The sequence below is a fragment of the Streptococcus parasanguinis genome, assembly GCF_031582885.1.
GTDB lineage: Bacteria > Bacillota > Bacilli > Lactobacillales > Streptococcaceae > Streptococcus > Streptococcus parasanguinis_M.
Genome location: NZ_CP133988.1, coordinates 92,307 through 106,585 on the forward strand (window position 1 = coordinate 92,307; position 14,279 = coordinate 106,585).

A 14,279-nucleotide genomic window follows, 5' to 3' on the forward strand; every position below is an offset into this window, starting at 1 on the left:
CATATACCTAGTTTCACTAAAATCATTAGTAAAAAATCAAATTTTGAATGATAAACTTTTATTCATTACTACAATAAGAAATACTTACCAGCTTTTATTAATCACGATGTTTCCGTGATACTGAAATACCAAAACTACAAAGAACAATTCCCATTGCAAACACTAACCAATTCTCAATTGAACTTGTATTAGGCAAGGCTCTATTTGCAGCATATTTAGCTTGATTTCCAGCATAGCTATATACTCGTTCATTAGAAGTACTTTCTGGTATACTCTTTTCTAACGCAGGATTCAGAGAAATCATCTTGTGATCTACTTTATCGTTAAAGACTTCGCTTTGTCTTGTACGAGTATTTAAATAGGCTTCCCTAACTGCTTCATATTGCGCAGTTGCATCCAATTGATCTTGTAGAAGTGTTTTAAGTTTAGCTTCCTCTCTTGCGACATTCTCAAGTGCTAAACGGTGCTCTTCAACTGCATTGTCATATGCTCCTTTTGCTTTCATCAAATATGCATCAGCATTTTCAAGATGATCTAAAAGTGTTTCTAAAGCAACTAAGTGAGTCTTTAATTTAGAAATTTCATCCTTAATTTGACTTTCTTTAACTTTTAACTCTTCAACTTTATTCTGACGGTTTCTGAGTTCTGCTTCATCCGTAGCTTTTTCAGCTTTAAGATCTGAAAGTACTTTAAGTTCTTTATCCAAATCTGCACGCGCATCTGCTAAAACTTTTTGTTTTGTTTGAATATCTGCATTTAGATTTTCAACAGCTAATTGTGCTTTTGCATAACGAGTCTTGGCAGCAACCAATTGTTGAGAAGCTTCATCTAGATTCTTTTGCGCAAGAGGTGTCTTATCTGAGATTGAGTTTAATCTTGCAATCGTTTGACGTGTAGCATTTAAGGCTGCCAAATGTTTTTCATGAATTTTTGTTGTTTCATCTAAACTGTTTCTTGCAGTCTTATCTGTTGCTTTTGCTTTTTCAAGCTGCTCTTTTGCAGTTTCTAATGCTTTTTGCTTAACTTGAAGGTCTGCATTTAAGTTATCCAGAGCTGTTTGAGCTTTGATATATCTTGTTTCAGCATCTTCTTTTAGTTGTTTCGCATTGTCGTATTTCTTTTGTGCACTTGGAGTTTGATCAGGAACTGACATTAATTCTGCTACAAGTTTTTGAGTTTTTTTCAGATTTTGATTCGCATTTTGATTTTCTAGTTTTGCTTTTTCAAGATCAGATTTAGCTTTTACTTCTGCTGTTGTAGCCTGGTCTAAATTGTCTTTTGCATTTGCTAAAGCTTGACGCTTGTTTTGAATATCAGCATTTAATTGATCAAGTGCATCTTGAGCCTTATTAAATTGGATTTGTGCTTCATTATAATTTTGTGTAGCGTTTTCCAATTTAGTAGTAGCTGCAGGTGTTTGGTCAGGAGTAGCTTTCAAAGCATCTAATTTTGCTGTCGTTTCTTTGAGAGCTTTTGTACTTGAATCATTTTCTGATTTAGCTTTTTCCAAACGATTCTGTGCAGAATTATTTGCTGTATTTGCTGCAGTCTGTTTAGCTTTAGCAGCTGTTAACTCATCTTCCATTTTTGAAGTATCAAATGGAGTAGCTAGAGGTTTAGCAATCCCTTTATCATAATAGTCGTCAATGAACTTAGAGTGATACTCACCTGTTTGTTCATCTTTAATGTAATCGAAATGGCTAGATTGACCTTTGAATTTAATAAAATGCATTCGACCAACACCACTAGGTGTTAGGCTATTTGCTACCCCGACTGCTTGTATATCTGAAGGAGCTTTTTCTCCAATCATTAATCTCATATGTCCAAAATATGCATGTACATCATTTGCCATAAAGCTAATTACGGCATCATATACCTCGCGATATAATTGAGACATTGTAGCTTTTCGTGTTTCTTTTGCTTCTGAATAATAAGCACTAAAACCTAGCAATGTATTATTGAAGCTCATATTTTCGCCAGCCCAAGCGATTGAATCCAGTCCATCTTTTGCAAGAGCTGTCACACTATGACTTGTACCAAATGGTTTATTTTCTTCAGCATAGGCTTTTGCGATATTTTTAACACCTTGAACAGATTCTTTAGTAACTATAAAATCATGGCTTCCCCAGACTTGGTCTTGCAGATTGTTTGCGAGAAGCACATAATATTGACTCAAAGCTTCAATCTGTTTATCTGTAAGATTATCCAAATCGACTTCAGAGTCATCGATAGGCAAAACAATATCCTTATTTGGCCAACCTTTGATAACAATATTTTGGTGTTCAGGAGAATATTCCGTCTCTGGAGTACCAAAATCATACTTACTACCTGTGAACCATTTTTGAATAACATCGTTTAATGCATTTTTATTTGCATCTGAGTTATCGGCAAGATAAGCCTTGTAAGCATCAATGACATCTTGAGGCAATTGAGGAATAGTGAGATTTTTAATTGCTACAATTTGTTGATTCAGCATTTCAACTGCTTGATCAGCTTTCTCTTTATTCTCTTTTGCTTCCTGAGCTGCTGATGTAGCACTCGCTAGCTCATTTGAAGTTTCATTTACTTTTGCCTCTTCTTGGTTTTTCTTAGTAGTTAAAGCTGAAATTTCTGAAGCTTTCTTAGCATCATTTTCTTTAGCTGTTTTGAGCTCTTCTTCTGCACTAATCTTACTATTTTGTTTATTTGCTAAATCATTTGCTTTACTATCACGATTTGCGATTGTTTGGGCAAGTTGTGATTCAGAAGCATCAAGATTACTTTGTGCTGAAACCTTATTTTCTTGAGCTTTCTTTAGATTCTCTTGTGCTTGTTTTTGTTTTTCTTCAGCAGATGACAAGTTTTTCGCCGTTTCTTGGCTTTTCTTTATTTGATCCGCTTCAACTGATTTTGCATTTTTTAGTGCGGTAGCTTTTTTAGCATCTGCTTCTTTGGCACGATCAAGTTCCTGTTTTGCTATATTTTCAGTTGCTTCTTTAGCATCTAAATTTTTCTTAGCCGCATCACGTTCTGCTACTATTTCTTCAACGCCAGTGCCGTCTAAAACTTTCTGAGCAGTTTCTTTCTCTTTTTGAACCTTCACTAATGCACTTGCTGCTTCTTCTGCAACCTTTTTAGCATCTGCTAATTGTTTAGCAGAAACTTGACTAGCACTAAGTTGCGTTTTTTCATCAGCAGAAGCTTTACTGAGTTCTTCGGCTTTATTTTTGTCTTCGTTAATGGCAGTTTCCAAAGCCTTTTTCGCTGCTGATTCTGCTGATTCTTTTTCAGCTACATCACTTTTTGCTTTTTCTCTTTCAGCAATGATTTCCGATGCACCAGTGCCATTAAGATTTTTTTGTGCAGTTGCTACGGCTTCCTCAGCTGTTGAAACTTTCTTTTCTTGCTCTGAAATTTTATCTTGATCTTTTTTAATAACCTCTGATTGCTGATTACGTTCTTTCTCAGCTTCTAGAACTTTTTCAGATGCATCTTTTTGTGATGTTTCCTTTTTCTCAATGTCAGCTTTTACCTCTGAAATTTCATTCTTCGTTATTTCAATTTTTTCCGGCGTAGCTAATTCTTTATTTGCCTCAGCATTCTTTAAGTTAACACTTGCTTCGGAAACTTTTGATGCAACGGTTGCTTCCGAAGCCTTAGCGTTTTCTAATGCACTTTCTTGATTTAAAACCGATTGATCGGCTTCTTCCTTGATCGTTCTTGCTTCTTCTACAACTTCAGGAGTTGGCGTTTTCGTTACGGTTGCAATTCCATTATGGACAAATACCCCGTCTACTTGTTTTATATTTGTAGACGAAGGAGACGTCGATTCAACACTTAATGTTGACTCATTTGGCTGAGTTGCAGTTACTTCATCCGCTTGTACAACAGAAAATCCCGCAAAAGCTGTAGCTATTGATACAGCGGATACAGTTGCTTTGATCGTTTTCTTTTTCATAATTCCCACCTTTATGATTAAGTATTGAGCAATTTATCACTATCTAATTATAAACACCCGAATTATACTACATTTTATCAACTTTGTAAAGTTGTATCCAACCTTTTAAGAACTAGAATCTAACCTTCTAAGACTGTAAAATAGTCTTACGAGGTTACAAATGTCAAAATTACAAAAGTATATAAGCAAAAGAATACGGATTCTGCGGACCCAGTCAGGAATGACTCAGGAACAATTAGAAGAAAAAGCAGATCTTGGAACCAATTACGCGTATAAGTTAGAAAATTTAGAGCCCAATATAAAAATTAGTACGCTTGAGAAAATTATAGAAGCGTTAAATGTTGATCTACAAACTTTTTTTGATTTAACACTTAAAGAAGAAAGTACTGATTTAGCACAGCTTATTGACACTATCAAATCTTTACCAGAGTACAAACAAAATAAAGTCATTTCAGCTATTAACACAATTATTAACGAGACAAAATAAAAAGAGTGGAAAAGGATAAGTATAAAAACGATTCCTTTCCCACTTTTTTTGTGCCTAAAAATATGGCCATTAGCTATTAGAGCCTGCGATTCTTGGGTAACCAAATGTCATATCGAGGTTATCTTTCTCGTAATTCTTGATCAATTCCCAGAAATCTGCAACTGATAACGCTGCAACTGATTCATGCCAATTGAATCTAAAAAACAAATCTAAGAGAAAATTAATTACAAGATGGATTTTAGCTGTTTGTTCTACAGTATCAAATGTAATCAAAATTTTCTCACACAGCGGATCAATTAATTCAATTTCAATGCTATCATTTACAAAATTGAATGACACTTCTTGATCTTGGTCATTCAAGATTGAGATATACTGATCCTCTTCAAATGTTGAATAAAACATTCTAATATTAACTTCTTCATTGTGATTAATTAACTCTGAAATATATTGTTGAGTTAAATCAATCACATGTTGTTTGTAAATCTTCATAAGTTTCACCTCTAATTATTATTTTTTTTTAAGATTTATTTCCTTAGATTTACGGTGGTCTTACTCTCTTTAATATTATTATTAAATGATTTGGATTGAGCATCTTTTACCTCCTTTTTTGAGGAATAAAAAAAAGACAGTTCACCACTGCCTTTCTTTTTTTATCTATACTATTATTATGCCATTTTTCTGTAAAAATAAAAACAACATTTCCATTCCTAAAATAACGATGTTTTTCTTCTATCTTTATTTTTATCAAAATATGGCATACTATTATTATAAATTAAGTTGAATAAGTAGAGCCATTAGTCATATGGTGAGAAAGTAAGTTACCGGGCACGGTTAACGTACTTATTTCTCATATGCTAGTCATTGCAAAGGAAAAAGCTAAGAAAAAAAGAAAGAAAATCTAAATGGTTATTCTCTACTGAATAACATGAAGTAAAGAATAACCATTTAGTAGATAAAAAGTAAAGAAAAACGTGTTTAAAGTAAAATAAAAAAGGTAAAAATAAAAGTAAAAACTAAAAAAATAACTAGTTTAGCAAAGCAAAAAAATAATGTAATAAAAAAAGTAAAATAGAAAAGTTTTATAAGCTCGAACAAGCAATGACATCTTTATGATCCTTCCAAACATAGATCACGGTGAGTACTGAAAATCTATCGCAAACATTAAACTTCAAGAGTTAGCCTCGATGGGAAGTATCAAAAGCATACCCAGCTTATTAAAAAGGGTGGGAGGCAGTTTAACAATAATATGTAATTATTTTAGAAAGGAATGTATAATGCCAAGAAAAAGAAATTCCCTCAAGCACGATTTATTTATTGCAGCTTCAAAAAATATCACAAACAATCGAACGAGGACAAGCTATAAAAGAGCAATTACTCGCTTTACAAAGTGGGCTAAAGAACACAATATTAAAAAAAAATCAGATATTACTGAAGAAGTGATTCAACTATACCAACTAGATCTAAATGATGATCCAAAACAATACTCTGTTGCTACCATCCATACTTATTTAGCACCTATTTGCAAAGCAGTTGATATCAACATGAATAGAATTAGAAAAGACAAGCGTTCCAGTGACAAAATTATCCGAGGTCGTGTAAAATCAAAAAACTCACAAGGTAAGCATCAAGAAACAGACTCTCGCTTCTCTCGGCTGGTTAATTTTCAGCGGGCAGTTGGGATTCGTAGATCCGAATTAAAAAAATTAAAAGGAAAAGATATTCGAAAAGATAATAATGGAAATTACTATGTTTTAGTTCAGCGTGGAAAGGGAGGAAAATTTCAACCTCAACTTATTCTTCCTCAAGATGTTCCAGTCGTCCTCGATACCTTTAAAAATAAACAAAAGGATGATTATATCTTTACAGATGTAGAAATGAATAATCTAATCAATCTACATGGGATGAGAGCCCAACATGCAAGAGAGTGTTATTACTTCTACTTGAAGAAGCTCCAAGATAATCCTAATTTCAAGGTGAATTTAAAAAATTTTTTAATAGAACGTTGGGAGGTTGGCCACCAAAATTTAAGGGATAAATCATTAAAGAAATTTGAGAAACAAAAGAAAAACTTCATTAATGAACTAAGAGATGAACCTTATAAAATTCGTGGATCAAACTATAAAAAAGCCTTAAATTCAGCACTGCCTACAAAATATAATCGTTTAGCCTTGATGGCTGTCTCGGTCTTCCATCTTTCCCACTGGCGTCTATCCGTCACAGTGACTAACTATATTCTTTAAAGTATCTCATTTTCGACTAAAAAATGAAGAAAAAAAAACGGAAAAAAACAGTTTTGGAACGTTTTTGCGGCATACTATTATTATCCAAATTTATTAGTGATATTTTATGAAAAAAAGAAAGGAAATTTAAAAATATGATTCACAATAAAAGTTCATCCATACAAAAACTAGAAAAAGAGGCAAAAATGTTGGAAAATGAGAAAGAAATTAAAAAGTGTTTTTCAAAAAAATCTAACTTTTGGGGAATCGACAAATGTGAATTATCTCTCATTGATTTCAACATTGACATTCTCAACTTTACTACTATTAATAGTAAAAAAGATACAAAAGTATTCTACAACTCTAACCACAAACTTCTTCAAATAGAAATTAAATCTGAAAAATTTGGTAAACTTACTATTTCTTTTGATGAATCGGGATATAAGAAAGAATATGCTAGGATAGAATTAATTAATCCGACATTAAATTTCGGAACAGTCGGTATTCACGGAATAAAGCAAAGGTTAGCAAATGCAATCCTATTGATTAAAAATGAATATGGAATTAGTATTACGTACAAAGATGCTATCTTCAAATTAATCGAACTAGCATTTACTGTTTCATTTGAGAAGAAGCCACATTTACAGGTAAGACGATTTTTAATAGAATGTCTATCTTTAGGAAGGAGCCCGAATTTTATTCAGCATAAGAATAAAAAAAATAATAGTGAGTACTCAATTCTCACTTGCAAAAGTAGAAAAGACGCATCATATGTACTTTACAACAAAATTGAAAAAGCTAAGGTTAATCGTCAGATCAGAAGAAAAAATTCTAGTTTAGAGAACGTCGATGTTCAAAGATTTGAATTAACACTAAAAAATCAAAAGATCAAACAGGAATTGGGTCTAAATACAATCAATGATCTAACAGATCAAAAAATAATAGAATATTTAGAGAATCACTTAATGTTGGCTTCTTTGCAATATATCAAAGCTATTAAAAGTTCAATAAAAGAATGTGAAAAAAAACTGCACGACACTTTTTCAAACTATAGTTCTCAAAGATATATTCCTCAATTTATTCTCGAGTTAGAAAATTATAGTAGTGAGGAATTAAAACCACTGATGATCGATGAAGAAATTATAACTTTCATGAATCCAACTTTTATTAAAAATAAAGCTAGAACAAAAAGAACGTTATTAAAAACATTTCAAAAAGAAAACTGTCAATCACCCCCAATGGTTTCGTGGCAAGTTCTAGATATTATTAATTTAATGTTTATAAGCTTAGAAGACGCTCGTAATACTGGCCTAGGTTTTCATACCAATTCTACGTCAGTTATTTTCCATAAAATAAGATTTAAGAACTTTTCTAAGAAAGAAAAACTTAAAACTTTTGAAAAAACAATTAAAAAAATGAAAAGAAATATTGAATATCAAGTTGATTGTAAACTTAAAGAGAGATTTTCAAAGAAAAAATTTATCGCTATTTTAGATAATTAAAATAGAGTAGATAATCCCAAAAACGCCTGCATTTCAGCAAGCATTTAAAAATATGTACACAAAGGTGGTGTACATAAGGAGGAAAAAAATGAATCAGCGGAAAATAAAAAGGTTATCAATTCTAGCGTCCAAACCAACATTGATAACCCCAAAAATCAACAAAAATAGCACAACTATTTCTGTTGTTGCTATTATCTCACAATATTAAAGATTACTCAAGAAAGGTGAGCAATATGCAAGTTATCCTACCCGATGAACAAATTCATCAAATTAAACGGTTGTTAGGCAATCTAATTGAACAAGAAATTAAAAACAAATTGCACAATAGTCATTTTGACAGCCCTTTTTTAAATAAGAAACAAACCTGTGACTATCTAGGAATTTCAAACAATACACTGGATTCTTGGATAAAAAAGGGATTACCCGTTATTCGAGTTGGAAAAACCGTTCGATTTGATAAAACAGAAATCAATCGCTGGTTACAAAATCAGTAGCATTATAACCGTGGTTTGATATAATTAAGCCACGGTATTTTTCTAGCTCAATTCAAAAAAGGAGAATACTATGTCAATTACAAAAACTAAAAATGGAACTTATCGCTTACGTATCTATATCCCAGAAGAAGTCAAATCATCATTGGGAATTGATAAAAAAGTGATTGAAAAACGTTTCAAACTAAGGAGTGAGGCTAAAAAATACGAACTTGAATTACAAAACAGGATTGATAAAATTTTAAGCGGAGATTCAACCTCATTGGAAACAAATGGTTCAATCCTCTTTTCCGATTTTTATCACAATATTTGGTGGGAATCCTATAAAGCAGGTCAAACAACATCTACCACAAAACCACCTTCACAAGCTACTATTGACGGTACTGAAATTGTCTTTAGAAAACATATCCTCCCCTTGCTTGGAAATTATCCTATTGATTTTCTTAATCAAAATAAGCAAGTTGTACTAAATTTATTGACTCAAAAGGCTGAAGAATATGCAAATTTCAAAGTTATCAGGAGCTACGTTAACTCTATCTTTGACTGGGCAGAAGAATTAGAGTATATCGAAACTAATCGCCTATCAAAAACTATAAGCCGTATCAAAGCCACTAAGAAAATCAAGCTACAGGAATCTAAAAAAGATGAAGATTTATATCTATCTCAAGAAGAACTTCAAGCATGGTTTACAGCTTTTGAAAAGGATTTGGAGACTGAAAAAATTCTATTCAAAGACTATGTTTTGTTCTATACTACCTTCTTTTTAGGAGATAGAAAGTCAGAGAGCTACGCTTTGCAATGGAAACATATTGATTTCAAAAATCAACAAATTCAATTGCTTCAAGCCTTAGATCGATATAAAAATCGAAAGTCAACTAAAGGGAATAAAAAGACGATTTTTTCGATTCCACAAGAACTTACCGACTTGTTAAATTCTTGGAAGAAGCAACAAAAATCTGAACTGGCTTCATTTAACATCATGCAAACTCCTGAACAGTATGTTTTTACGTATATTGATACAAAGGGAAATGTAAACAGTTGTCTCCATGCTGATTATCTTAACAACAAGATGAAATCTGTTAAGCGTCGACATCCAGAACTCGCACATGCAACCCCTCATAAATTACGACATACAGGAGCTACACTCGCTAAACAGGCTGGAACCTCTATGGAAGCTATTTCTGAAGCACTCACTCATAGTGATACGATTACAACTAAGACTTATGTCAACACTTCAAACGTAATCCCAATGGCTGTTGGAGAAATTGCCTTTCGTAATCTTAAAAAGTAATGGTGTGAATTTGGTGTGAAAAGTGGTGTGAATTTTGCTAAAAATCATCAAAAAAACACTCCATGGTGTGAACCATGAAGTGTTTCGAAACGTTGATATAATCGTATTGATTAACGTTTTGAGAATTGTGAAGCTTTACGGGCTTTCTTAAGACCTGGTTTCTTACGTTCAACTTTACGTGAGTCACGTGTAAGAAGTCCTGCGCGTTTCAATGAATCGCGGAAGTCTGGGTCTACTTGAAGAAGGGCACGAGCGATACCGTGACGGATAGCTCCTGCTTGACCAGCGTATCCACCACCTACAACGTTAACGAAAACGTCGTATGAACCTGCAGTTGAAGTAACTGCGAATGGTTGGTTGATTACAAGACGAAGGTCAGCGTGTGGGATGTACTCTTCAACATCTTTTTTGTTAACAGTGATTTTACCAGTTCCTGGAACAAGGCGAACGCGTGCAACAGCGTTTTTACGACGTCCAGTACCTGCATATTGTGCTTGTGACATACTTTATTGTTCCTTTCCTTAGATAAGTCCTGAAATATCAAGAACTTCTGGTTGTTGTGCAGCGTGAGTGTGCTCAGCTCCAACGAATACTTTCAATTTCATACCTTGAGCGCGGCCAAGAGTATTGTGTGGAAGCATACCTTTAACTGATTTCTCGATCAAACGTACTGCATTTTTAGAACGAAGTTCACCAGCAGAGATTGATTTCAATCCACCTGGGTGGTTTGAGTGAGTGTAGTAGATCTTATCAGTTGCTTTTTTACCAGTCAATTTAACTTTTTCAGCATTGATAACGATTACGAAGTCACCTGTATCAGTGTGAGGTGTGAATGTTGGTTTGTTTTTTCCGCGAAGCACGCTAGCAACAACTGCTGAAAGGCGTCCAAGAGGTACATCAGTTGCGTCAACAACGTACCATTTGCGTTCTACTTGGCCTGGTTTAGCCATGAATGTAGTTTTGTTCATGATTTCTCCTATATGAATGTCGTTTTTGTTTACAGGGCGGATGTTCCGGTCCGCAAGTTATTTGAAAGGTTCCGGGGCCTTACAAATGGGGTAAACAATACCGCCTACTATTGTATCAAAATTCTAAGATAAAAGTCAACCGATTTGGAAAATTATTTGCGATTTTCTTTTCCAATGACAAATCCGATCAAGGAATTCGGGCCGACGTGGGCTGAAATAACCGGTCCAAGAGGCATCACGAGAACTTCATCGATGCCTTCAAGCGCAAGCATTTCTTGCTTCAGTGCTTCGGCTCCTTCTAGATCGTTGGTATAAGATACCAAGGCTGTGCTTTCACCGATATCTGCTTTGATCAGCTCCAGTAATTCCCGGACAGCTTTTTTGCGTCCCCGAACCTTGCTAATAGGGACTAATTTCCCTTCCGCATCTATCCAGAGAATGGGTTTGATGCTGGCCAAACTTCCCATGATCGCGGCACTTTTTGAGAGACGGCCGCCACGCATGAGGTGGTAGAGGTCATCAACTAGGAAATAAGTCCGCAGTTTTGGCGCTAGGTCCATGATTTCTTCTTTGGCTTCTGCTAATGAACGACCTGCATCACGCGCAGCTACTGCTCGCATGACCAGATAACCCTCTCCAATCCCAGCAGCCTTCTGATCGACAATCTCGATCACGGCTTCCGGGTAGTCTTCTAAAACCAGGTCTCGTGCCATGACTGCACTCTGATAGGTCCCAGATAAGACTGATGAAAAGGCCACATAAAGCAGATCTTTTCCTTCTTTGGCAAATTGTTTAAAGGTTTCCTGAAATTGGCCCACATTGACCTGACTGGTTGTCGGTTTGGCCCCATTTTTCATGGCTTCTAAAAGCTCCGGGCTGGTCAATTGAGCTTGGCCTACTGTCTGGTAAACCGTCCCATCTAACTCAATGGTCAAGCCAAGAATGGTCACCTGATGTTCCTTGGCCCAGTTTTGGTCTAAATCTGCGGTCGAATCGGTTAAAATAGCAAATGTCATTACTTGTCTCCCATCATTTCTTGTAATTGTCGCAATACTTCGTGATCGAGCGGTCGCATGGGTGGTTTTTGATCGTTAACCACTCGCTGCGCTTGATTGAGGTTTCCTTTGACGACTGCGACCCGTTTTTCTAACTCTCTGGCAGATACCCGAAGAGCTCCTTGAGCAAAGACGGTCCATTGCTCATTTAAGTCACTGGTCGCTACTGATACTTGGTGGAGGGGCGTGTTAAGCTCTGCCGCCAAGCGCTCGATATAGTCATCTGCCGTCTCATCCTCACCGGTAAAGACCACCTGAACATTGAACTCCTCATAGGTCTGCCGCACTCCTGGCATATACTGGGCATCAAAGACACAGATGACTTCGATTCCTTCAAAGCTAGCATAGTGGCTCAGTTTTTGCAGGAGGATATTGCGGGCTGCATCGAGCTCACTTTTTTGAAAGAGCTGGCGGGTCTCCTGCCAAAAGGCAATCATATTATAGCCGTCAACCAATAAGATTTTTCGTTTCATATCATTGCCTTTCTAGGATTATAGTCGATTGCGAAAGACCTCATACATAAGGATGGCTGCTGCCACACTGGCATTGAGGCTTTGCACATGACCATTCATGGGAATGGTGATCATCTCATCGACTTGTTTTTTGATATTGGCTGAGATCCCTTTTCCTTCATTGCCAATGATCAAGGCTAACTTGCCAGCCGTATTCCACTGATGAGATGGCGTGCCGTTCATGTCGGTTCCAAAGATCCAGAAGCCCTCTTCCTTTAGCTTGTCTAAGGTTTGGCTAAGATTGGTCACACGCGCAATGGGAATGTGTTCCACTGCTCCGGTAGAAGTTTTTGACACCACTGGGGTCACCCCAACCGCTCGGTGCTTAGGAATGATGACTCCTGAGACATTGGTCGCATCAGCTGTCCGCAAGATAGATCCAAGATTGTGCGGATCTGTTAAGCCATCGAGAATCAATAAAAGCGGGTTCTCTTCTTGGGCTGTCTGTTTCAGAATCGCTGCCAAGTCGGTGTAAGCAAAGGCTGCCACTCGAAGAACAAAGCCTTGGTGAACAGCTCCTTCTGTCATTTCCTGCAGGGTTTTCTTTGGCGTCCAAGAAATCGACACTTTTTTCTCAGCTGCTAAGGCCTTGATCTTGTCGACATTTTTCCCTCGGAGATCTTCTTGAATATATAATTTATTGCCTGTATTGGCTTGTAAAGCCTCGGTGACTGCGTGGACACCGTATACGATATCGTTATTTTCCATAGAACTAGTATACCACAAGAAAGGAGGAAGAGGCCAATTCATGATATAATGAAATCAAATCTATCTCAATGAACGAACCAAACTAGAAAGGAAGCCATGCCTCTTTTTCAACGAACCATCAAGCTCACCTTGGCCACCTGTTTAGCAGCGGCCCTTGCTTATGCTCTAGGCTTGACCTATGCCATCTCAGCTGGCGTCATTGCCATCTTGAGTATCTCGGATACGCGTCGCAGTACCATCAAGCAAGCCTACCAGCGCTTTATGTCGACCTTGCTGGCCCTTGTGATCGGAAGTATCGCTTTTTCCTTTTTTGGATTCAACCTTTGGGCACTGGGAGTCTTTATCGCTCTCTATGTTCCTTGTGCCTTTCTAATGGGCTGGCAGATCGGCATCACCCCTAGTACGGTCCTCGTCACCCATCTCTTGATTGAGCAGTCTACTTCCTGGGGGCTCTTGCTCAATGAACTTGCCCTCTTTTTAATCGGGACCAGCTTTGCCCTGCTGGCCAATCTCTATATGCCTTCTAATCAGGCTGCGATTGATCACTACCATGATGTTGTCGAAGACCAACTGAAAAAGATCCTTGGTCGTTTTGCGGAATTACTTGGTAAAGGGGATGGTCGCAACGATGCCCGCTTGATCAAGGAATTGGATGGTATCCTAAAGGACGCTTTAAATCTCGTTTATCTGGACCATTCCAACCACCTCTTTCATCAAACCAACTACCACATTCACTACTTCGAAATGCGCAAGCGTCAAAACGACATCCTGCGGGATATGGCAGAAAACGTCAACCGCTGTCAGTTAGCAGCGAGTGAAAGTATGATCCTGGCTCAACTTTTTAAGAAGACTGCGCAACAGTTAAGTCAGGAAAATCCTGCCCAAGATCTTCTAGATGATATTACTCAGTATTTGGCGATCTTCCGCGAACGGCCCTTGCCCAAGACTCGGGAAGAATTCGAAACACGCGCCACCTTGCTTCAACTCTTAAGAGATTTAGAAACCTTCATTCAGGTAAAGGTTGATTTTTACCAACAATTTCATCAGGAGACAGTATAGACAGAGAAGCCCTTGCCAAATGCAAAGGCTTCTTTATCGCGGTAACTGTT

Annotated in this window: 13 protein-coding genes; 6 read left to right on the forward strand and 7 right to left on the reverse strand. The window is 36.5% G+C overall.

The annotated features are described in order from the left end of the window. Positions 1 to 97: 97 nt before the first annotated feature. Complete coding sequence (locus tag RDV49_RS00445) at positions 98 to 3,937, reverse strand: SEC10/PgrA surface exclusion domain-containing protein (protein ID WP_003010095.1); 3,840 nt, start codon at positions 3,935 to 3,937, stop codon at positions 98 to 100. A 160-nt stretch (positions 3,938 to 4,097) separates the two neighbouring features. Between RDV49_RS00445 and RDV49_RS00450 the strand changes: the two genes are divergently transcribed. Continuing rightward, positions 4,098 to 4,424, forward strand: coding sequence for a helix-turn-helix domain-containing protein (locus RDV49_RS00450; protein ID WP_003010093.1), 327 nt, complete (start codon positions 4,098 to 4,100; stop codon positions 4,422 to 4,424). 69 nt (positions 4,425 to 4,493) lie between these two features. Here RDV49_RS00450 and RDV49_RS00455 read toward each other — a convergent pair whose 3' ends face one another. Beyond that, on the reverse strand, positions 4,494 to 4,913 hold the full coding sequence (locus RDV49_RS00455) for a hypothetical protein (protein ID WP_003010091.1): 420 nt from the start codon (positions 4,911 to 4,913) through the stop codon (positions 4,494 to 4,496). A 695-nt stretch (positions 4,914 to 5,608) separates the two neighbouring features. Between RDV49_RS00455 and RDV49_RS00460 the strand changes: the two genes are divergently transcribed. From RDV49_RS00460 to RDV49_RS00475, 4 genes are all read left to right on the forward strand, one after another. Then, positions 5,609 to 6,664, forward strand: a complete 1,056-nt coding sequence (locus RDV49_RS00460) for a site-specific integrase (protein WP_310744359.1) — start codon at positions 5,609 to 5,611, stop codon at positions 6,662 to 6,664. A gap of 134 nt (positions 6,665 to 6,798) precedes the next feature. Continuing rightward, positions 6,799 to 8,145, forward strand: a complete 1,347-nt coding sequence (locus RDV49_RS00465) for a hypothetical protein (protein WP_003010082.1) — start codon at positions 6,799 to 6,801, stop codon at positions 8,143 to 8,145. Positions 8,146 to 8,378: 233 nt separating this feature from the next. After that, positions 8,379 to 8,639: a helix-turn-helix transcriptional regulator gene (locus RDV49_RS00470; RefSeq protein WP_003010080.1), complete on the forward strand. Its 261-nt coding sequence runs from the start codon at positions 8,379 to 8,381 to the stop codon at positions 8,637 to 8,639. A 70-nt stretch (positions 8,640 to 8,709) separates the two neighbouring features. Next, complete coding sequence (locus RDV49_RS00475) at positions 8,710 to 9,927, forward strand: tyrosine-type recombinase/integrase (protein WP_003010078.1); 1,218 nt, start codon at positions 8,710 to 8,712, stop codon at positions 9,925 to 9,927. Positions 9,928 to 10,037: 110 nt separating this feature from the next. Here the strand turns inward: RDV49_RS00475 and rpsI are convergent, their stop codons facing one another. From rpsI to rlmB, 5 genes are all read right to left on the reverse strand, one after another. Next, entirely contained in the window at positions 10,038 to 10,430 is a 393-nt protein-coding gene (rpsI, locus tag RDV49_RS00480; protein ID WP_002893764.1) for a 30S ribosomal protein S9, read from the reverse strand. Between the two features lie 18 nt (positions 10,431 to 10,448). After that, entirely contained in the window at positions 10,449 to 10,895 is a 447-nt protein-coding gene (gene rplM, locus RDV49_RS00485) for a 50S ribosomal protein L13 (RefSeq protein WP_002876943.1), read from the reverse strand. Positions 10,896 to 11,047: 152 nt separating this feature from the next. Then, a complete protein-coding gene (locus RDV49_RS00490; protein WP_003010076.1) occupies positions 11,048 to 11,911 on the reverse strand; it encodes a DegV family protein in 864 nt (287 codons plus the stop codon). Next, positions 11,911 to 12,423, reverse strand: a complete 513-nt coding sequence (locus tag RDV49_RS00495; RefSeq protein ID WP_003004212.1) for an NYN domain-containing protein — start codon at positions 12,421 to 12,423, stop codon at positions 11,911 to 11,913. Before RDV49_RS00495 ends, RDV49_RS00490 begins: the two co-directional genes overlap by 1 nt. 18 nt (positions 12,424 to 12,441) lie before the next feature. Further along, positions 12,442 to 13,170 carry a 23S rRNA (guanosine(2251)-2'-O)-methyltransferase RlmB gene (rlmB, locus tag RDV49_RS00500; protein ID WP_003010074.1) on the reverse strand — a complete coding sequence of 243 codons (729 nt, stop codon included), beginning with the start codon at positions 13,168 to 13,170 and terminating at the stop codon, positions 12,442 to 12,444. Between the two features lie 96 nt (positions 13,171 to 13,266). On the opposite strand from rlmB, the gene RDV49_RS00505 reads away from it, so the two are divergent. Then, positions 13,267 to 14,229 (forward strand): aromatic acid exporter family protein, encoded by a 963-nt coding sequence (locus tag RDV49_RS00505; RefSeq protein ID WP_003010072.1) that lies wholly within the window; start codon positions 13,267 to 13,269, stop codon positions 14,227 to 14,229. Positions 14,230 to 14,279 lie beyond the last annotated feature (50 nt).